Source organism: Kitasatospora sp. NPDC001539 (assembly GCF_040298565.1).
Lineage (GTDB): Bacteria > Actinomycetota > Actinomycetes > Streptomycetales > Streptomycetaceae > Kitasatospora.
Genome location: NZ_JBEPAK010000038.1, coordinates 18,144 through 37,106 on the forward strand (window position 1 = coordinate 18,144; position 18,963 = coordinate 37,106).

Consider the following 18,963-nt stretch of genomic DNA (forward strand, 5'->3'; position numbering starts at 1 on the left):
TTGGACGCCCCGCCGCCCGCGCCGCCAGGGTGGGGGCATTCCCCGACGTCCTGCCCAGGAGCCCGCGTGCCCTCCCCCGCCCTGCTCGCCTCCTACCGCCGGCTGTTCTCCGCCCCCGGCGCCGCCGCCTTCACCCTGGCCGGACTGCTGGGCCGGCTCGCGCTGTCGATGAACGGCGTCTCGCTGGTGGTGCTCCTCGCCGAACGGCGCGGCTCCTACGCCCTGGCCGGGACGGTCTCGGCGGCCGGGCTGGTCACCGGCGCGATCGGGATGCCGCTGCTCGGACGGCTGGTGGACCGCTACGGGCAGTCGCGGGTGACCGTGCGGGCCGCGCTGTACAACGCCGTCCCGCTGCTCGCGCTGCTGCTCTGCGTCCGGCTCGGCGCGCCCGACTGGGCGCTGTACCCCTGCTGGGCGGCGGGCGCCGCCGCGCCCAACCTCGGCGGCATGGCCCGGGCCCGCTGGGCGCACCTGTACCTGGACGACCCGGCCGCCCGGCACCTGGCCAACTCCTTCGAACAGGCGCTGGACGAACTCTGCTTCATGGCCGGGCCGGTGCTCGCGATGCTGCTCTGCACGGCGCTCGCCCCCGAGGCCGGGCTGCTCACCGCCGGCACGCTCGGCACCGCCGGCGCCCTGTTGTTCGCCGCCCAACGACGCACCGAACCGCCGCTGCCGGCCGCTCCGGACACCGCGCGGGAGCGGGGGCAGGAGCGGGAGCAGGAGCGGGTGCGGGAGCCGGAGCGGGAGTGGGGGCGGGACCAGGAGCGGGGGCGGGAGCGGGCGCACCGCTCCCCGGTGCGGGTGCCCGGACTGCGTGTGCTGGTGCTGACCTTCCTGGCCACCGGCATGGTCTTCGGCGCGACCGAGATCACCACCGTGGCGTACGCCGACGCCCTCGGCCACCGGGCGGCGGCCGGCTGGCTGCTGGCCCTGGTCGCGGGCGGTTCCTGCGTGGCCGGGTTGCTGTTCGGACTGCTGACGCCGCGTCGGGCCGCTGGGGTGCGCTTCCTCGGCGGGGTCGCCGCGATGGCCGGCATGCTGCTGCTGCCGCTCGCGGCCGGGCTCGGCGGAGCCGGACTCGGGGTGCTCGGCGCGGCGCTGTTCGCCGCCGGCACGGCCACCGCGCCGACCATGGTGACCGGAATGACGCTGGTCCAGGAGCTCCTCCCGCAGCGGCAGTTGAACGAGGGCATGGCGCTCGCGGTGTCCGGCATCGTGGTCGGCATCTCGGCCGGCGCGGCGCTCGCCGGAACGGTCGCCGAGCACGCCGCCCCCGGCACCGGATACGCCCTGCCGGCCGCCGCCGCGCTCGCCCTGGTGGTCGGCCTGGCCGGCCGCCGCCACCTGACGGCGCGCAAGCGGCCGGCCGCGGCGCGGGAGGAGCGGGCGGCGGAAAATTCCGAGCGGGCTGTCAGTGCCTCCGTCTAACTTCGACTCATGGCAGGAATCACCTACGTCCGAGGCGATGCCACCACGCCCCAGGGCAAGGGCGTGAAGGTGATCGCGCACGTCTGCAACGACCTCGGCGGCTGGGGCAAGGGCTTCGTGCTCGCGCTCTCCAGACGCTGGCCCGAGCCCGAGAAGGCGTTCCGGCGCTGGCACCGGGAGCGGGCGACGAACGACTTCGGCCTCGGCGGCCTGCAACTGGTGCAGGTCGAGCCGTACGTCTGGGTGGCCAACATGGTCGGCCAGCGCGGCATCCGGACCGGACGCTCCACCGGAGCGCCGGTGCGGTACGAGGCCATCGACTCCGCGCTGGCCGCCCTGGGCGAGCGCGCGCTCGAACTCGGCGCCTCCGTCCACATGCCGCGGATCGGCTGCGGACTGGCGGGCGGCCGCTGGGCGCAGGTCGAGCCGCTGGTGGCGGCCCGGCTGACGGCGCGCGGCGTCCCGGTGACGGTCTACGACGTCGACTGACCCCTGGTCGACGACCGTCCGAGGGCCGGCCCGGGCGCGGCCGGCCAGGCGTACACGTACTCGGGCAGCACATGGCCGCCCGGGAAGACACCCTCCTGCACCCTGACCCGCACCCCGCCCTCCCGCTCGTAGAAGGCGACGGCACGGGTGTTGCCGCTCAGCACCTCCAGGTACAGCTCGGCCCCGGGGTGCCGTTCGGCGGCCTGGGCGCGGGCGGCGGCCAGCAGTTCGCGGCCGATGCCGCCACCGGTACGGCCGGGGCGGACGTGCAGGTTGTCCACCAGGACCCGACCGTCGGGCTGGGGCACCACGTAGACGAACCCGACCACGACACCCGCCTGTTCGGCGACCAGAAGGACCGGAGTGTTCTCCGGCTCCCCGTAATCGGCCTGGAGGCGCAGCTCCCACAGCTCGCGCCGCTGGGCGGCCAGCCCGTCCCCGAGCGCGTCGTCGGGGACGATCCCCCGGTACGCGGTGCGCCAGCTGTCGGCGTGCAGCTCCGCGACGCTCGCGGCGTCCTGCTCTCCGCCGTACCGGATCCGGAGCGGGCCTGAAGTGATCACCTGACCAGCCTCCCACACAGATGGAGTTGAACATGTTCAATCGAACCGGATACATTGCTCCCGCGGTTTTGAACGCGTTCGAAATCACGGGGGTGCGGTTCGCGGTACCGGATGCGGAGGGGGCATCCGGTGCAGCGAGCACCGACAGCACCGACACCGGGTGGAGCGTCGTGTCCCGCTAGGCTCGTCCCCGTGGACGACCTGGCAGCGACGAACCGAACGGACGGCGGGAAGGGTGCGGCCGAGCCCTCGGCCGCACCCGGCACGGAGACCGGGCCCCTGCCCGGCGGCCGGGCCCAACCGAAGACGGACAAGAGCGAGGCGACCCGGGCGCTGATCCTGGAGACGGCCATGCGGCTGTTCCAGGAGCGGGGCTACGAGAAGACCACGATGCGCGCCATCGCCGGCGAGGCGGGCGTCTCGGTCGGCAACGCCTACTACTACTTCTCGGCGAAGGAATTCCTGATCCAGGGGTTCTACGACCGGATGACCTACGACCACGCGGCCGACGCCAGGCGCCGCATGGCCCACACCCGGGACTTCGCCGAGCGGCTGGAGATCGCCCTGACCTCCTGGCTGGACACGGCCGCTCCGTACCACGAGTTCGCCGCGCAGTTCTTCCGGACCGCGGCCGACCCGACCAGTTCGCTGAGCCCGTTCTCCGACGAGTCCCACCCGGCCCGGGCGACGGCGGTCGGGCTGTTCCGCGAGGTCCTCCAGGGCTCGGACCTGGCTCCGAAGCTCGACGCCGAACTGGTGGAGCTGCTGCCCGACGTGCTCTGGCTGAACCTGATGGTCGTCGTCCTCTACTGGGTCTTCGACCGGACCGAGGACACCGAGCGGACCCGGGAGTTCGTCCGCCGGTCGACTCCGATGGCCGCCCGGGTGATCAACCTCTCGCGCTACCGGGTGTTCCGGCCGATCGTGCGCGACGCCAAGGGGCTGATCCAGGACTTCATCCTGCCGACGATCGGCAGGACGGCGGTCAAGTAGCGCTGGGGGCCGGCGTCGGGGTCGTGGCCGCGGTGGGCCCGGCTCCGGCCGCCGGGACCGGGACGTCGGAGAACACCCGGGGGCCGGCCCGCCGTGCGCGGGCCGGCCACCCGGCGCGTCCGGGCGGTTCAGAACTCGGTCGGCGTCCACGGCTGCAGCGGGGCGCGCAACAGCAGGTCCGCGGCGGCCGCCGCGCCCGGACGCAGTTCGGTGAGCAGGGCGGCCGCGGCCAGCCTCGGGGCCGTCTCGCAACCGAGGTAGAGCGAGCCCAACTCGGAAGCGCCGAGGGCGAGATCGGCGTCGTCGGTGGTCCGGGTGCAGCGGCCGCTGCCGTCCTCGGCGACCTCGATCGCGAAGCGGCCCGAGGCGTAGCCGAGCCGGTCCTCGACCTCCAGCACCACCCGGCCGGGTGCGCCGTAGGTGCGGGCGCCGAAGGCGGCCTCGACGTCCAGCAGCCGCAGCCACATGAAGTCGGAGTTCTCCTCGTGCGGGGTGGCCGCGCGCGGGTCCCGGAGGAGCAGCGGCAGCGGGTCGTCCGGGGAGAGGTTGTCCACCACGACCTTGCGCACCCAGTCGACGGACAGGACCAGCCGCCACAGCTCGACCGCGGTGGGCAGGTCGAGGGCGAGGAAGTCGTCCACCGTGAGCGTGCAGTCGGGGTAGGAGCCGTCCCACTTGTCGTCGACCCGGTACACCACCAGGCCGGTGACCTCGCCGTCGGCGTCGCGGTGGACGGCGGCGAAGGGCTCCTTGAAGTCGTCGCCCGGCACCTGGATCTCGTTGGTGCGGCGCTGCCACCAGATGTCGTCCCGGGCGATCGCGCCGGGCTGGGTGAGCCGCCACCGGTCGTACAGCGGGGCGCCGAGTTCGCGCAGTTCCGCGAGCGTCGCGAAGTCGATCCGGCCGCCCGGCACGCCCGGCAGGCCCTCGCGCAGGCCGCCGGCGCGGCCCAGGTCGACCTTCCAGCCGCTGCCCCGGGTGGCCGGGCCGAAGCCGAACCGGCCGTAGATGCCGTACTCGGCGGCGACCAGGATGGCGACCGCGCAGCCGCGCTCGGCGGCCGAGGCGAGGTCCCGCCGCATCATCGCGCTCAGCAGGCCCCGGCGGCGGTGCGTCGAACTGACCGTCACATTGGTGATCGCGTCCGCCTGGACGACGGCACCGCCCGGGACGGTCAGCTCCACGTCGAAGCTGCGGAAGGTGGCGACCTGCCGGTCGCCGTCCAGCCCGGCCAGCATCCGGCCCGGCTGCCACTGCCTGCGGCGCAGGTCCGGCGCGACGCCCGCGTGGGGGCGCAGGAAGCCGAGGTTGAGCGCCCGGTTCCAGGCCTCGACCTCGTCCACGGAGACGGCCCGGACCTGGAGCCCGCTCACGGTGTCAACGGCCGCGTCATCGTTGCTGTTGCCCATCCGGCCACCGTACGGCGGCCCGCCGGGCGGGGCATCCGATTTATTCCGTACCCGACCCGGTGTGCTCGCCCGGGGTCACCACCCAGTGGTTGGTGCGCAGGATCCGGCCCGCGAAGTCGACGTCCCGCTCGCCGAGCAGCCGGAAGCCGAGGGTGCGGCAGATCCCGTTGGAGGCGCCGTTGGCGACCCCCGGGTTGGCGTGCACCTCGCCCCAGCGGCCGTCCTGCGCCGCGGCGTCCAGGACCGCACGCGTCGCCGCCTTGGCGAAGCCGCGGCCCTGGTACTCGGGCAGCACCATCCAGCCGATCTCGCTGACGACGGCGCCGTCCTCCTCGGCCTGCCAGAGCATGACGGCGCCGGCCACCTCCCCGTCGGCGGCGCCGTCCGGGACGATCATCTTGGCCCAGGCGCTGTCCTCCGCCACCAGCCGGAGGTCCTTGCGCAGCCGCTCCTCCACCGCCTCCCGCGGCAGCGGGCCGCCCAGCTCGGCCATCATCCCGGCGTCGCACCGCATCCGGACGTACGCCTCGATGTCGCCCGCTTCCACGTTCCGCAACCGCACGGTGCCTCCTCAGGGGTGATCGGACCGGCCACGCTAGCGGCGGCCACTGACATCCGCGGCCGAGGCCGGTCACGGCCGCGGGGACAGGGCCCGGAGCTCGCGGTCGGCGGTAGGTCGCGCCGTCGTCCACGGCGTCCCGCCCGGCCGAGGTGGGTCGGTAGGAGGTGCGGCCTCGCCCCGGGCCGCGTGCCGGGGCGGCTCTCCGGTGACACCGGTGATCGCTAGCCTCTGCGCGTGACACACACCGACGACCGACGGTTCCCTCCCGCACTCGCCGCCGCACTGGCCGCCCCGTTCGACTTCGACGACGGCGAGGGGATCGACTTCGAGCCCTTCCCGACCTTCCTGTCCGCCGAGGACACCACCGACTGGTTCCGGGCCTGGACCGGCAACACGGAGCTGAACGGCGACGACTTCCGCGTGTTCGGCCAGGACGGTACCGGCGGATACGCAGCGTTCTGGCTGATCCGCCCGGACCGCCCGCTCCCTGACCAGCCCGTCGTCTTCCTCGGCTCCGAGGGTGAGACCGGTGTCCTGGCCCGCGACCTGGGCGACTTCCTGTGGCTGCTGGCCGGCGGCTTCGGCCCCTGCGAAGCAGCCACCTCGTACGAACCCGACCGGACACCGCGGCCCGACCCGGAGCTCACGGCCGTCGCGGAACGATTCGCCCCCGACCGACGGCAGCCGCCCACTGCTGTCGTGGAGCAAGCGACCCTGGAGTTCCCCGACTTCGAGGACACGATCACGGATCTCTGCCGCTGACTCCGTGGGCCCTGTCCCGGCCTGTTGCCGGGGCTCCGGGCCGGGCGGACCGCTGCGGGCGGTCGGACCGCTACGGGCGGCCGGACCGCTACGGGCGGCCGGACCGCTACGGGCGGGCGTAGAAGTCCGGGGTGCCCATGATCCAGAGGCTGGCCTGTTTGACCGGCATGCCGACCCGGGGGGCCTCGATCATCTGGTCGTCGCCGATGTAGAGGCCGACGTGGTGGATGTCCTCGGCACGGCCGGTGTCCGTCCAGAAGACCAGGTCGCCGGGGCGCAGGTCGCGGTAGGTGATCGGGGTGGACTGGGCGTACTGGTCGGCGGCGAAGTGGTTGAGCTGCTTGCCGCCGGTGCGCCAGGCCATCATGGTCAGCCCCGAGCAGTCGTAGCCGTCCGGGCCCTCGCCGCCCCAGACGTAGGGCAGGCCGATCGTGGAACGGGCGAAGGCCACGGCGGCGGCCGCGCCCTGCTCGGACCAGGGCCGCGGCTGCGGCGGTGCTGCCGGGGTGGCGGCGGCAGCGGCGGCTGCTTCGGCTTCGCGAGCCGCCTGTTCGGCCGCGGCGCGGGCGGCCGCCTCGGCCTCGCGGGCGGCGATCGCCTCGAGGGCGTCGCGGCGCCTGCGTTCCAGCTCGACGGTGGTGTGCCGGGCGGCGGCCAGTTCGGCGAGCAGCTGCTCGCGGCGCCGGGTGGCGGCGGCCACCTCGCCCTGCTGGGCGGCGAGCCGCTGTTCGGCCCGCGCCCTGGCGGCGCCGACCTCGGTCGCGGCCTTCTCGGCGGCCGCGGTGGCGGTGCGGGCGGTGGCGGAGGCGGCCTTGGCGGCGGCGGCCGTGGAGGTGGCGGCGTCCAGGATCTGCCGGGTGCGCTCGCTGACCACGCCGACCGCGGCCGCACGGTCGCCGGCGTCCCGCGCGCCGTGGGCGCCGAGCAGGGCGTTGAGTGCGGACAGTTCGGCGCCCGCGCCCTGGCGGTACGTCTCCGCGGCGAGCCGGGCGGCGTCCTCGGCGGCCTCGGAGCGGGCGGCCTCGGCGGCGGCCGCGCGTCGGGCGGCCGCCGCCTCCTGGGCGCGGGCCCGGGTGAGGGCGAGTTGCGCGCCGTTGTAGGCCTCGACGGCCTGTTCGGCGCCGCGCCCGGCCCGGTCGAGTTCGGAGCGGGCGGTGGTGAGCGCGGCCTCCAGGGCGGAGACCGAGGCGGCCTTGCCGTCGGCCTCGGCGCGGGCCCGGTCGATCTCCTCGGGGGTCGGGTACGGCTCCGCTCCCGCGGCCGCGCCCCGGGGCGGTCCGGCCGGCGGCTCGGGGTCCGCGGGGGCGGCCTGGGCCGCGGGGAGCAGCCCGAGCAGGGCGGTGAGGGACAACAGCAGGGTCGGCAGGAGCCTGCGCGCCACGGGACATCCCTTCTCGTGGGTCCGGAGGGACGGGCGGCGGACGCCGAGCGGCACGGGCGGGCGGCGGCCCGGGCGGCGGAAGGTCCGACGGATCATCCCATCACGTGACAGAACGGTCACTGACGGACCATGTTCTCAATTCCGGCGGATTTCGCGCCGGGAACGCGCTCCACCGGTCGGGTGAGCATCTGATGATCTGATCGGGCATCACGCCGGCACGCTCGAGCGCGGCGCGCGGACTACCGCCGGATCCGGCGGGTGCGCGGCCGCAGGCGGGGGTGCCGTTCGGGCCGCGTCTCCTGCCCCGCGGTACCGAGCGCGTACGTCCGGTTGCGCCCGGCCCGGACCGTACGGCGCCGCTGCTGCGCCCCGCGGGTGCGGCCGGGGCCGCTGCCGTGGACGGCCTCGGCCGGCTGCGCCGGTGCCGCGGGCGAGTGCGGCGCCCCGGCGGCGGCCGAGCGCCGGTCGGCCAGGCGGGCCCGGCGGCGGGCCAGCGAGCGGGCCGCGTGCGCGTCCAGGTGGGCGGTGGCCCGGGCGGCCATCCGCTCGGCGACCCGATGCGCCGCCGGGTGGTTGGCGGGCACCTTGTCGGGCGCTCCGGCGATCAGGTCGAACAGCCAGGTGCGGGCCCGGTCCGCGCGCCGGTGCAGCAGGCGCTCACGCCGGAGCGCGCGCGCCCGGCGCCGGGAGTGCGGCTTGTAGCGCCAGCGGGCCCACGGGCTGCTCGGGCGGGCCAGCCGGATCGCGCCGATCCAGGAGAGGCCGGGGACCATGATCCCGAGCAGGCCGGTCCACACCTTGCCCTTGAGCAGGGTGATCACCGAGGCCAGGGCGTTGACCGAGATCACCGTGATCAGCCCCCACCGGGTGTCCTCTCCGGGCAGGGCGCCGAACGGGACGTACCCGATCAGGAGCAGCGCGGTGAACAGGATCCCGAAGATCACCGCGTCCACCGACTTGCGGCCCTGCTCGCTCCAGTACACGTCGTTCAGGTGCAGGATCAGCGCGAACTCGTCCAGCACCAGACCGCAGCCGATGCCGAAGACCAGGCCGAACCAGTCGATCCAGGGGGCCCCTCCGTAGGTGGCGAACACCCCGATGCCGCCGACCAGCAGGAAGCCCAGGCCGAACACCATGTGGTGGATGTGCAGCCCGCCCGGGGTCACGTTGCCGGGCCACCAGCGCACCTGGGCGCGGATCATCCGGACGCTGAACCGGATGAAGACGAAGGAGACGATGAAGCCGACCAGCAGCAGGAACAGCGGTTGCTTGTGCGCGCTGACGATGTGCTCGCGGTAGCCGTCCAGCAGTGTGGTCATGGGTCTTACCTTCGTTCCTGGTCCTGCGTACTGCCTGCCGTGACATGGCCCGGAGCCCAACGCTGCTCCAACACGGGTCAACGCACGGTCAGAACCCCCGGGTGCGCTTCGCCGCCCGGCGGGGCACCACCGGGGGCAGCGACGGCAGCTCGGCGCCGACCGGGAGCTTCAGGAACAGCCGGGCGATCTCGCCACCGAGGTTGACCCCGACCGCCAGCGCCATCGCGATCGCCGCCGCCCGGAACACCGACACCAGGCCGGTGCTGGAGTGCCCCTGGGCGAAGGCCAGCATCCCGAGGTAGAGCGCCGAACCCGGCATCAGCGGGCCGATCGCGGCGGTCACGTACGGCAGCGCCGAGCCGTTGCGGTAGCGCGCCATCAGCTGGCCGAAGAGGCCGACCAGACCGGCCGCCACACCCGTCGCCGCGATCTGGTTGACCCCCGCGTTGTAGACCAGCGCTCCGTAACTGGCCCAGCCGATGCCGCTGTTGGCCGTGACCAGGGCGAGGGTGCGGCGGTCGGTCTGCAGCAGCATCGCGAAGGCCAGGGTCAGCAGCATCGCGGCGACCATCTGGATCGGCGGGGAGCTGACCCCGGCCAGGCTCTCGTCCGGACGCAGCTTCGCCTCGAAGCCGACGCCCAGGTAGAGGATCACCATGACGCCTATCACGATGCCCGCGACCAGGTAGATCACCTCCAGCAGACGGGCCGCCGCGGTGATGTAGAAGCCGGTCAGGCCGTCCTGGACGGCGGCGACCAGGGCGCGCCCCGGTAGCAGGGCGAACAGGCCGCCGGTGATGACGACGGAGCCGCGCAGGCCCCAGTCGTTGAAGGACAGGATGATCCCGGAGGCCGCGGCCGGCATCGCGGCCGCCACGAACTGGTAGAACTCCGGCAGCCGGCGCCGGGCCAGCGCGGAGGCCAGCCGGTCGCCGAGGACCGCCGCGACGAAGGCGCTGGCGAAGACCAGCCAGGCCTTGTCGTCGGCCTGCCCGCCGACCAGGAAGGTCGCCGCGCCGGCCAGCAGACCGGTGGTCAGGGCGAGCAGCCAGGCCGGGTACGGGTGCCGGTTGCGGCGGATCAGGGCCAGCCGCCGGTAGGCGTCGTTGACCGTCACCTTCTCCGCCGTGATGTCCGCGACCAGCTCGTACACCGCGTTCAGCCGGGTGTAGTCGGAGGTGCGGCGGCGCACCACGCGGTCGGCGGTGACCGGCGGCTCCACCAGCGAGGGCTGGTGGGAGATGCCGATCAGGGTGAAGGTCACCTGCGGCTCGCAGTGGTCCAGCCGGTAGGCGTGGGCGATGCCGAGCATCGCGGCCTCGACGTCCTCGGCCGCCTCGCCGCTGGCCAGCATCAGCTCGCCGATGCGGAGGGTGAGGTCGAGGATGCGGGGGACGTTGCGGGCTGCGCCGGCCGAGGGGTGCAGCTCCCGGGCGGTCCGCTCGAAGGCGGGGCGCTCGGACATCGGGGTGCGCAGCAGGGTGCGCATCCGGTCCGGCCAGGGCGCCTCGCCGGGGGCACCGGGGGTGAGCTCGGGGATCGGGATGCCGGTGGGCGGGGTGTAGCCGGCCGCGCGCCACTCCTCGGGGGTGAGGGTGTCCTCGGCGACGGAGCGCCGCCGGGCCGGGCGGCCCGCCTCGGGGCGGGCGTCCCGGGGGCGCAGGTCGACGGTGAGCTCGGGGTGCGGTTCGGTCCCGGGCTCGGCGTCCCGGGCCGGGGACCGCTCCGGTGCCGGCCCCGCCGGTTCCGGCCGCGCAGCCGGTTCCCCGGCCGGTTCCGGTGCCGACGTCGGTGCCGGCGTCGGTGCCGGTTCCCCAGCCGGCTCCGGCGCCGGCCCCGTCGGTTCCGGCGCCAGCAGCCCCCTGGTCTCCGGGGCGGGCGGGACGAGCGGGACGACGGTGGTGGGCTCGACGGGCGGGGCGGGGTGGCCGAGCAGGCCCTCGGTGGGCGGTGCGTCCGCGGGGTGCACCGGCTTCGGCGGCGCCTGCCGTGTCTGGCGTACCGCCCGGCCTCCCCTCGTCCGCTTGCCCGCACCCGGTCGGCCCCGCTTCGGCACTTGCGCTCCTCGCCGCCCCTGGTGGCCGCCGGCCACCGTTCGATCTCGGGTTACACCTTGCCTGATCGAACAGCTTGACGCACATGTACGAGACGTCCCGCGACCTGCGCCGCGATCGCCCACCCGGCACGGTGGGGCGGGCGGCCGGTACCGAGCCGGACGGCGGGACCCGGAACCCGCAGCGGCTCGACCGCCCCGGAGACCGACCCGGGACGGTACGGCACACCGCGGCACGCCACGCCACGGGACACCACGCCACGGGACGCCGCGACACGCCACGGGAGCCGCGCCACGTCAGGGCCACGGCGCGGGGCGCCGGGGATCACCACGGGGACCCCCGAGGCCGGCAGATGCCGACCGGACGGCCTCGGGGTACCCCGGCGGACGGTGAGCTCGGCGGGACGGGACGGAGCGGGCCGGGCTCAGAGCCCGTAACGATCGATGATCTCCGTGTGCCGGGCGATGTCCGCGCCCGCGGCCTTGGCCAGGTCGAACCAGGCGAGCGGGTGCTCCCAGTCGGCGGTGAGCCGGTGCATCAAGGCGTCGGCCTCGGCGGCCGAAGCGGTCGGCGGCACCCCGAGCGCGGCGTAGACGCCCGGCAACGTCATCGCCTCCTCGTCCTCGTCCGCCGGGTCGTGGACGTGGTACTGCTCACCGCTGTACGCCCAGACCGCGTGGCCGGCCTCCCGCAGCCCGTCGCGCAGCGCGGTCCAGGCCTCGTCGCCGGGCCAGGCCCCGTCGATCCAGTAGGTGGTGTAGCCGGCCGGGTCGAGCAGGGTCAGCAGCTCGAACACCGGACGCCAGCGGACCCGCTCCGCCTCGGGGACCCCCTCGTCCGGCGGCTCCTCCAGCAGGGCCGGGGCGAACACCACCACGTCGCCGTGGTTGAGCGCCACGTCGTCGCCGAGCACCGGCAGGATCCGGGCGGTGGCCGGGCCGGTCCGGACCGCGGGCAGGTCGGCCGTCGAGCCGTTGGTGCGGGTGGCCCGAACGGTGACGAGCTGCCACTCCTCGTCCACCGGGCCCTCGGGCGCGTCGAACTCGATGCCGAGCCGGGCACCGGTGGCGCGGACCACGGCCCAGTCCCGGTTGGCGGTGGCCGCGGTGATCAGGTGCCAGAGGTCGGGCTCCTGGACCGTCCGGTGCCGGTCCTCCTCCGCGGCCTCCTCGGCCGGCAGGGCGTGCTCCAGCAGCTCCTGGTAGAGCCGCTGCGCGGTGGCGTGGTCGCCCAGCCGGGTGGCGGCGGCAGCGGCCAGCCGGCGGGTGTTGATCCGGCTCGCGTCCAGCGCGAGGATCGCCCCGCACTGCTCCAGCACCTCGGCCCAGCGGCCCTCGGCGGCGGCCCAGCGGGCGCGGACCCAGTGCCCGTCGGCCGGGCTGGTGGCGGCCAGCCGGTCGGCGAGGCGGCGCACGCCCTCCGCGTCGGCGGCCTGGATCAGGGCGTGGCCCAGGGTGCCGATCAGCTCCTGGTGGTCCGGGTCGGCGTCCAGCCGGCGCCACAGCAGGTCGGCGGCGGCGCGGGCGTGGCCGAGCCCGCCCAGCACGTTGGCCAGCAGGAGGACCACCTCGGTGGCGCCGGCCTGCTCACCCCGGTACCGGTCCAGGGCGACGGAGAGCAGGTCGGCGCCGGTCTCGAAGGGCACCCGGGCCTCGGCCAGGTGTGCCGTCAGTTCGCCGGGCGGCACCGGCAGCTCGGGCACCGGGAGCGCCTCGGCGGCCGCGCGCAGGGCCGCGACGTCCTCGGCCACGCCGTCGGTGCGCCGCAGCCGGGTGAGCTTGCGCTCCGCGGTCGCGGTGAGCGTGAGGGCCACCGTGCGGGCGCCGCGGGCGACGGCCAGCCGACCGGCCGCCAGGGCCAGGTCCACGCAGGGGCGGTGCGAGCCGGTGCCGTCCAGGTAGCCGACCCAGCCGGCCAGGACGGCGCCCAGTTCGGCGTCGTTCTCCCAGGCGCCGGCCGCGACCAGGAGGGCGACCGTCTCCGTCCAGGCGTGGCGCAGGTCGGCGTGGCGCTCGGCGGCGTCCCGGGAGGGCAGCAGCGGGAGCGCCTCGTCCGTCCGGCCGAGCGAGGCCAGCGCGCGGGCCCTCAGCAGGCCGCCCCAGAGCCGGTCGCTCTCGTCGATCTCGCGGCCCCGGGCGCGCTCGGCCCGCTCGGCGGTGTCGATCAGGGCGAGCACCTCCTCGTGCCGGCCCAGGCGGTGCAGGGTGCCGGCCCGCGAGTGGTGGAAGTGCAGCGAGAGCCGCTCGCCGGCCGCCTGTATTCGGGCGGCCGCGGTGTCGAGGTGGCTGAGCGCCTCGGCGGGGCGGCCGTCGTCCTCGAGCGCGTCGGCGTACTCGCGGGAGAGGCAGTCGAAGCAGGCGCGGGCGGGCTCGATCCTGGCCAGTGTCTCGCCGAGCACCTCCAGCCGCTCCGGCACGTAGCCGGGGCCGTCGACCCGGGCGTGGCAGATCGCGAAGTCCTGCACCACGCAGACCGACTGGGGGCAGCCGGCGGTCTCCTCCCGGTGGGCGAACTCCAGCAGGTCCACCGCCTCGGGCAGGGCCTGCTCGCCCTGGTGGCGCTTGTTCAGCAGGTTCTGCATCCGCCAGTGCCGCAGGTAGACCTCGACCCAGGGCAGGCCGAGCGCCCGGGCGGAGGCCACCGCCTCCGGGTAGACCGCGTCGAGCTGGTCGTTGCGGCCCTCGTTGGCGTGGCCCGGGAGCTCGTAGATGGCGTCGGCCAGCCGCCTGTGGCCGGCCTCGGCCAGCTGGCGGTGGGTGTCGTGCACCCAGGCCCAGATGTCGGTCGTCATGGGATCTCCCCCTGCGTCGTGCTCATGAGTTGTCTACCGCGGGCCACTGACAATCCGTCGGGCGGACCGTCACGCCTGCTCCGGCAGCGCCCCGGGGCTGTCCGGGACGGCCGGGAGGCCCGCCGGCACGGCGGCGGTCAGCGCGGAGACCGCCGTGCCGATGCCGGCCAGCGCGGCGCCGAGGTCCCCCTCGGAGGGGCCGGCCGAGGCGGAGGCCATGATCACCTTGAGCGAGCGGAGCAGCCCGGCCGCGGTGGCGCTGCCGGTGTGCCCGGCGCGGTAGGCGGTGAGCAGGTCCTGGACGGCCGGGCAGGCCAGGTTGAGGTAGAGCCGGGCCTTGACCTCGCCGCCGGTGCGGGCGGTGAACGACCGGGCCAGCCGCAGCGCGGCGGACGGGATCCGGGCGTCGGCCTGGTCGTCCTCGATCCGGGCCTTCAGCTCGGCCTCGCGGTCGGGCACCAGGACCAGTGGCAGGCCGGGCGGGTCGAAGCGGGCCGGGACGAGCTGCTCGCCCGGGTCGGTGAGGGCGCCGGCCAGCCAGGCCGACTCCTCCGGCGGCAGCGGGCGCTCCGGGTCGCGGAACAGTTCGCGGTTGCCCTGCTCGCTGCCCAGCTCGACCAGCCGGCAGCCGCGCAGCTGGGCGTAGCGGCGCAGGAACGGCAGGACGGCGTAGCGGTCGCCGCGGGCGATCGGCACCCGCATGGCGCGGTAGAGCATCTCCTCGAAGCCGCCGCCGCTGCCGAGCGCGACGTGCACCGCTCCCCCGCCGGCCGCGCGCAGGCCGCCCGCGGTGAGGTCGCCCTGCGAGGTGGGCACCGGGACGTCGTCGGCGAGCAGGGTGAACAGGCGTTCGTCGCAGAGCGCGGCGCCGAGCAGGTCCTGGCCGTGCCGGGTGAGGATGCGCCGCCAGACGGCGGGCCGCAGCCGGGCCGTCTCGTACAGGCCGTCGACGACGGCGTCGGCGAGGGCCCGCTGCAGGGCACGGTAGTGCTCGTCGCGCTGGAGGTCCTCGCGGCTGGCGGTGGGGGTGAGCCGGTTGGACTCGACCACGCCGCCGATGAACCCGGCCCAGCCGGGCAGCAGGTCGCGGGCGTCCTCGGCGAGCAGCATGCCGCGCAGGTAGACGGCGAGGTCGCGGTTGTCGGTGCTGCCGTAGGTGCCGCCGTCCTGGACCCAGAGCAGGCCGACGGCGTCGGTGGCGCCCTCGACGGGGTGGACGGGGAAGGCGGTGAGCGGTTCGAAGCGGCGGCCGAAGGCGTTGGCGAAGCGCATCCGGGCGGCGTGCTGGTCGCCGTCGACGGGCCGGCGCCAGGGCACCTGGACGGCGTTGACGGGCTCGGTGTCCTCGCCGACGTAGACCGGGATGGGCAGCAGCACGCAGTAGCGTCCGAGGACTTCGCGCAGGGCGTGCTCGTCGGCGAGGTGGGCGTGCTCGGGCTTGAGGGCCAGTTCGACCACGGTGCCCGGCTGCGGCCTGGCGGCGACCCGCTCGACCCGGTACTGCTCGCCGCCGCGGCTGCGGTAGCGGTGGCCGAGCCCCGGCTCGCGGTGCGAGGTGGTGGTGACGGTGACCTCGTCGGCGACCGAGAAGGCGGACAGGAAGCCCAGGCCGAAGGCGCCGATCAGCTCCTGGTTGCCGGTCAGCTCGCGCAGCATCCGGGTGTAGCCGGTGCCGACGGTGGCGAGGTAGGAGTGGATCTCCGGCTCGGTGAGGCCGGCCCCGGTGTCCTCGACGGCGACGGTCCGCCGCACGGCGTCGGCGCGCACCCTGATCATCGGGCGGTGTTCGCCCTGGGGGTCCTCCAGGAGCCGGCGGGTGTGCGAGTCGTGGGCGTTCTGGACGAGTTCGCGCAGGGCGACCAGCGGCGTGGAGTAGAGGTGGGTGGCGAGGACGTTCACCAGGCCGCCGAGATCGACCTCGGTGGTGCGCAGGTCCTCGGCGGGGGTGGGCTCGGTCGGGGCACCTTCAGACATGGGTCCCCAGTGTGCCAGTGCGACAATCCGGCGACCATTTCTTTCTTCGCGCGATGCCGGGCATGACAGCGGGCCGGTGGCGCCGCGCGGTCAATGCCGGATCGACCGGACCCCCCATCGGGGGAAATGCCACCCGTACGGTGGAGTTCGCCCACGCCGCCGGTGAATGCTGATCATGCGACGTCAGACAACGGCGCCACGGAGCGGCCACTCCGGAGCGCGCCACCCGGGCAGTTCCACTCCAGGGAGACCAGCGTGTCCCGTATTCGCGCAGCCGCCGCCGTCACCGCCCTCGGGGCCTTCCTCCTCGTCGGCGTCGGCGCCGCCACCGCGCACGCCGACAGCGGCGCCGGTGCGGCCGACCACTCCAACAGCAGCGTCGTGAGCAACACCGGCTCGGGCAACGTGATCGGCAACGTCCACGGCAACGTGGTCAACACCCAGCAGACGGCGACCGGTTCGGGCGCGAGCAACCAGAACAACGGCCTCGCGGTGACCGGCAACGGCGGGAACATCGGCGCCCTCCAGGGCAACGGGAACTCCGACACCCAGGGCCAGTGACGGCGTGACCGCCGAGCGGCCGGGCGCCCGCCCCGTCGAAGCGGGGCGCGGACGCCCGGCCCGTCCGTGCGTCAGGACAGTCCCAGCACCGCCCGGCCGAGGCGCCCCAGGCAGTCCCCGAGGTCCGGGCGGGCGCTGTGCGGCCGGTTCCGCACCCCGTCGTTGACCAGGGCGAACAGCGCGTGCACCCGGATCCGGGCGCTCACCGCGTCGCACTCGGGGCGCACCTGCCGCAGCAGAGCGACCCAGGTGCGCAGGAAGTCCCGGCGGAACTCCACCGCGGCCCGGCGGTCCGGTGGCGCGAGCCGCTCGGTCTCACTGAGCATCGCGCCCAGGTAGTCCCCGTTGCCCAGCGCGAAGTCCACGTACGCGCCGAGCCCGGCCGAGAGCGCCGCCCGGGGCCCGTCGGCGGCCCCGATCGCCCCCTCCACCTCCTGGCGGAGCCGCTCGCGGCTGCGCTCCAGGGAGGCGGCGAGCAGGTGGGCCTTGCTGTCGAAGTGCCGGTAGACGCTCGGGCCGGAGATCCCGACGGCGGCGCCGAGCTGGTCGGTGCTGACGTTGTCGAAGCCGCGCTGGTGGAACAGCCGGACGGCCGCCGCGAGCAGTTCCTCCCGGCGGCCGTGGGCGCGGGGTTCCGGCGCGGGGGCGACCCCGGGACCGGCGGCCGTGCCGTCCAGGGACACCGCGAGGACGGCCGCGACGATCTCGCGCAGCAACGCCTCGGCCCGCCGGGGCTGCGGCGCGGCGCTCTGGTAGGACAGCCCCGAACAGGCCGAGAGCGCCGCCCAGCAGAGCAGTTCGGCGTCGGCTCCGCCCAGTCGGGGCCGTTCGGCGCGCAGCAGCGCGGTCATCAGGGCGACGTCGGCGCGGAGTTCGCGCCGCAGCGCCGCCCGCCGGGCCGGCGGCAGCAGCCGGGCGTCGCGCTGCACCAGGGTGCCGAACGGGCGGTGGCCGACCGCCACGGCGGCCAGGACGGCGCCGAGTTCGGCGGTGCTGCCGGCCGCCCGCAGCCCGTCGCCGAGTGCGGCCAGGCCCAGCCCGAGGGCGCGGTCGAGCAGTTCGGGCTTGCCGCGGAAGTGGCGGTAGAGCGCGGGCGCGGTGATGCCGACCCCGGCGGCGACCTCGGTCATCGAGACCTGGTGGTACCCGCTGCGGTGGAAGCGGTCGGCGGCCACGGCGAGGATCTGGGCGCGCCGGCCGGGCGGCCGTCGGACCACCATGGCGCACCTCCCTCGGGCCGCTTCGAACGCCGTCCGAAGGCTAGCAAGGATTCACTTGACGCTGCCGTCCGCCCGGAATTCCGGGCCGGTCGACTCTGGACACCGGAAGCTACCCGGGATTAACTTGTCGGGCCACCACCTGGGCCGTTCCGCCGTGGCCGGTACGCCGGCCGGCGTCGTCGAAGGGAGCGCCGCCGTGCGCCGCACCGTGTTCAACGAGGACCACGAGGCCTTCCGGGAGACCATCAGGGACTTCATCGCCCGCGAGGTCGTCCCGGTCTACGAGAGCTGGGAGGCCGACGGCCACCCGCCGCGCGACTTCTACCGCAAGCTCGGCGAGCTCGGCGTCTACGGCATCGAGGTGCCGGAGGAGTACGGCGGCGCGGGCGAGAGCGGCTTCAAGTACCAGGCGGTGATCGCCGAGGAGACCGCCCGGGCGGGCGTGAGCTTCGGCTCCTCCGGGGTGCACACCGGACTGGTGCTGCCCTACCTGCTGGAGTACGCCAACGAGGAGCAGAAGCGGCGCTGGCTGCCGGGCTTCGTCTCCGGCGACATCATGACCGCGATCGCGATGACCGAGCCGGGCGCCGGTTCCGACCTCGCGGGCATCGCCACCACCGCGCGGCTCTCCGAGGACGGCACCCACTACGTCCTGAACGGCGCCAAGACCTTCATCACCGGGGGCGTGCTGGCCGACCTGGTCCTGGTGGTCTGCCGGACCTCGCCGTACGACCCGCAGGACCGCCGGGCCGGGCTGTCCATCCTGTGCGTGGACACCACCTCGCCCGGCTACACCGTCGGCCGCAAGCTGCAGAAGATCGGCCTGCGCAGCTCGGACACCGCCGAGCTGGCGTTCAGCGACGTCAAGGTGCCGGTGGAGAACCTGCTCGGCGAGGAGGGCAAGGCCTTCTCCTACCTGACCCACAACCTGGTGCAGGAGCGCCTCGCGATCGCCGTCGGCGCCTACGCGGCGGCCGCGGCGGCGGTGCGGTTCGCGGTGCAGTACGTCAAGGACCGCAAGGTGTTCGGCAAGGCGGTGGCCGAGTTCCAGAACACCAAGTTCACCCTGGCCGACTGCGAGTCCCAGGTGATGGCGCAGCAGTCGATGGTGGACCGCGCGCTGGAGCTCTACCAGAACGGTGAGCTGAGCGTCGCGGACGCGGCCGCCGCGAAGCTGTTCTGCACCGAGTCGGCCTCCGTGGTCATCGACAAGTGCCTTCAGTTGCACGGCGGCTACGGCTACATCCTGGAGTACCCGATCGCCCGGCTCTACACCGACAACCGGGTGTTCCGGATCTACGGCGGCACCAGCGAGGTGATGCGCAGCATCGTCGCCAAGTCGCTCGGACTGTAGGCGCGGCACGGCCGCCCCGGAAGCGCCGGGGCGGCCGCGTCCCGTGGGGCCGTGGCCACGGTGAGCGGTGCTCGGACGGGCGCGCCGCCCTCAGGTGGGT

At 74.9% G+C, this 18,963-nt stretch carries 15 protein-coding genes; 6 read left to right on the forward strand and 9 right to left on the reverse strand.

Annotated elements, in window-relative coordinates; genetic code table 11:
* Positions 1 to 66 precede the first annotated feature (66 nt).
* Both ABT247_RS09425 and ABT247_RS09430 read left to right on the forward strand, forming a co-directional pair.
* The gene (locus ABT247_RS09425; protein WP_350740535.1) at positions 67 to 1,431 is read left to right on the forward strand and encodes an MFS transporter; all 1,365 of its coding nucleotides are present in this window, start codon (positions 67 to 69) and stop codon (positions 1,429 to 1,431) included.
* A 9-nt stretch (positions 1,432 to 1,440) separates the two neighbouring features.
* Positions 1,441 to 1,920 (forward strand): macro domain-containing protein, encoded by a 480-nt coding sequence (locus tag ABT247_RS09430; protein WP_350740538.1) that lies wholly within the window; start codon positions 1,441 to 1,443, stop codon positions 1,918 to 1,920.
* On the opposite strand, the gene ABT247_RS09435 is transcribed toward ABT247_RS09430, so the two are convergent.
* Complete coding sequence (locus ABT247_RS09435) at positions 1,905 to 2,483, reverse strand: GNAT family N-acetyltransferase (RefSeq protein WP_350740541.1); 579 nt, start codon at positions 2,481 to 2,483, stop codon at positions 1,905 to 1,907. The two genes, ABT247_RS09430 and ABT247_RS09435, sit on opposite strands and share 16 nt — an antisense overlap.
* 192 nt (positions 2,484 to 2,675) lie before the next feature.
* On the opposite strand from ABT247_RS09435, the gene ABT247_RS09440 reads away from it, so the two are divergent.
* Entirely contained in the window at positions 2,676 to 3,476 is an 801-nt protein-coding gene (locus ABT247_RS09440; RefSeq protein WP_350740544.1) for a TetR/AcrR family transcriptional regulator, read from the forward strand.
* A gap of 128 nt (positions 3,477 to 3,604) precedes the next feature.
* Here the strand turns inward: ABT247_RS09440 and ABT247_RS09445 are convergent, their stop codons facing one another.
* Both ABT247_RS09445 and ABT247_RS09450 read right to left on the reverse strand, forming a co-directional pair.
* Positions 3,605 to 4,885 (reverse strand): GNAT family N-acetyltransferase, encoded by a 1,281-nt coding sequence (locus ABT247_RS09445; protein ID WP_350740547.1) that lies wholly within the window; start codon positions 4,883 to 4,885, stop codon positions 3,605 to 3,607.
* A 40-nt stretch (positions 4,886 to 4,925) separates the two neighbouring features.
* Positions 4,926 to 5,447 carry a GNAT family N-acetyltransferase gene (locus ABT247_RS09450; protein WP_350740549.1) on the reverse strand — a complete coding sequence of 174 codons (522 nt, stop codon included), beginning with the start codon at positions 5,445 to 5,447 and terminating at the stop codon, positions 4,926 to 4,928.
* A 234-nt stretch (positions 5,448 to 5,681) separates the two neighbouring features.
* Between ABT247_RS09450 and ABT247_RS09455 the strand changes: the two genes are divergently transcribed.
* Complete coding sequence (locus ABT247_RS09455) at positions 5,682 to 6,209, forward strand: SMI1/KNR4 family protein (protein WP_350740552.1); 528 nt, start codon at positions 5,682 to 5,684, stop codon at positions 6,207 to 6,209.
* Positions 6,210 to 6,315: 106 nt separating this feature from the next.
* Here ABT247_RS09455 and ABT247_RS09460 read toward each other — a convergent pair whose 3' ends face one another.
* From ABT247_RS09460 to ABT247_RS09480, 5 genes are all read right to left on the reverse strand, one after another.
* Positions 6,316 to 7,590, reverse strand: coding sequence for a C40 family peptidase (locus ABT247_RS09460; protein WP_350740555.1), 1,275 nt, complete (start codon positions 7,588 to 7,590; stop codon positions 6,316 to 6,318).
* A 239-nt stretch (positions 7,591 to 7,829) separates the two neighbouring features.
* Positions 7,830 to 8,909, reverse strand: a complete 1,080-nt coding sequence (locus ABT247_RS09465) for a hypothetical protein (RefSeq protein ID WP_350740558.1) — start codon at positions 8,907 to 8,909, stop codon at positions 7,830 to 7,832.
* A gap of 88 nt (positions 8,910 to 8,997) precedes the next feature.
* Positions 8,998 to 10,878 (reverse strand): threonine/serine exporter family protein, encoded by a 1,881-nt coding sequence (locus ABT247_RS09470; protein WP_350740561.1) that lies wholly within the window; start codon positions 10,876 to 10,878, stop codon positions 8,998 to 9,000.
* 509 nt (positions 10,879 to 11,387) lie between these two features.
* Positions 11,388 to 13,754, reverse strand: a complete 2,367-nt coding sequence (locus tag ABT247_RS09475; protein ID WP_350740564.1) for a hypothetical protein — start codon at positions 13,752 to 13,754, stop codon at positions 11,388 to 11,390.
* Positions 13,755 to 13,823: 69 nt separating this feature from the next.
* Positions 13,824 to 15,728, reverse strand: coding sequence for an ATP-binding protein (locus tag ABT247_RS09480; protein WP_350740584.1), 1,905 nt, complete (start codon positions 15,726 to 15,728; stop codon positions 13,824 to 13,826).
* Positions 15,729 to 15,983: 255 nt separating this feature from the next.
* Between ABT247_RS09480 and ABT247_RS09485 the strand changes: the two genes are divergently transcribed.
* Positions 15,984 to 16,289 (forward strand): hypothetical protein, encoded by a 306-nt coding sequence (locus ABT247_RS09485; RefSeq protein ID WP_350740587.1) that lies wholly within the window; start codon positions 15,984 to 15,986, stop codon positions 16,287 to 16,289.
* Positions 16,290 to 16,360: 71 nt separating this feature from the next.
* Here the strand turns inward: ABT247_RS09485 and ABT247_RS09490 are convergent, their stop codons facing one another.
* The gene (locus ABT247_RS09490) at positions 16,361 to 17,509 is read right to left on the reverse strand and encodes a TetR/AcrR family transcriptional regulator (RefSeq protein WP_350740590.1); all 1,149 of its coding nucleotides are present in this window, start codon (positions 17,507 to 17,509) and stop codon (positions 16,361 to 16,363) included.
* 196 nt (positions 17,510 to 17,705) lie between these two features.
* Between ABT247_RS09490 and ABT247_RS09495 the strand changes: the two genes are divergently transcribed.
* Positions 17,706 to 18,863: an acyl-CoA dehydrogenase family protein gene (locus ABT247_RS09495; protein WP_350740593.1), complete on the forward strand. Its 1,158-nt coding sequence runs from the start codon at positions 17,706 to 17,708 to the stop codon at positions 18,861 to 18,863.
* Positions 18,864 to 18,963 lie beyond the last annotated feature (100 nt).

Coding starts and splice junctions, on each gene's coding strand:
- ABT247_RS09430 (WP_350740538.1), top strand. CDS start 1,441: ATGGCAGGAATCACCTACGTCCGAGGCGATGCCACCACGCCCCAGGGC.
- ABT247_RS09445 (WP_350740547.1), bottom strand. CDS start 4,885: ATGGGCAACAGCAACGATGACGCGGCCGTTGACACCGTGAGCGGGCTC.
- ABT247_RS09465 (WP_350740558.1), bottom strand. CDS start 8,909: ATGACCACACTGCTGGACGGCTACCGCGAGCACATCGTCAGCGCGCAC.
- ABT247_RS09475 (WP_350740564.1), bottom strand. CDS start 13,754: ATGACGACCGACATCTGGGCCTGGGTGCACGACACCCACCGCCAGCTG.
- ABT247_RS09480 (WP_350740584.1), bottom strand. CDS start 15,728: ATGTCTGAAGGTGCCCCGACCGAGCCCACCCCCGCCGAGGACCTGCGC.
- ABT247_RS09490 (WP_350740590.1), bottom strand. CDS start 17,509: ATGGTGGTCCGACGGCCGCCCGGCCGGCGCGCCCAGATCCTCGCCGTG.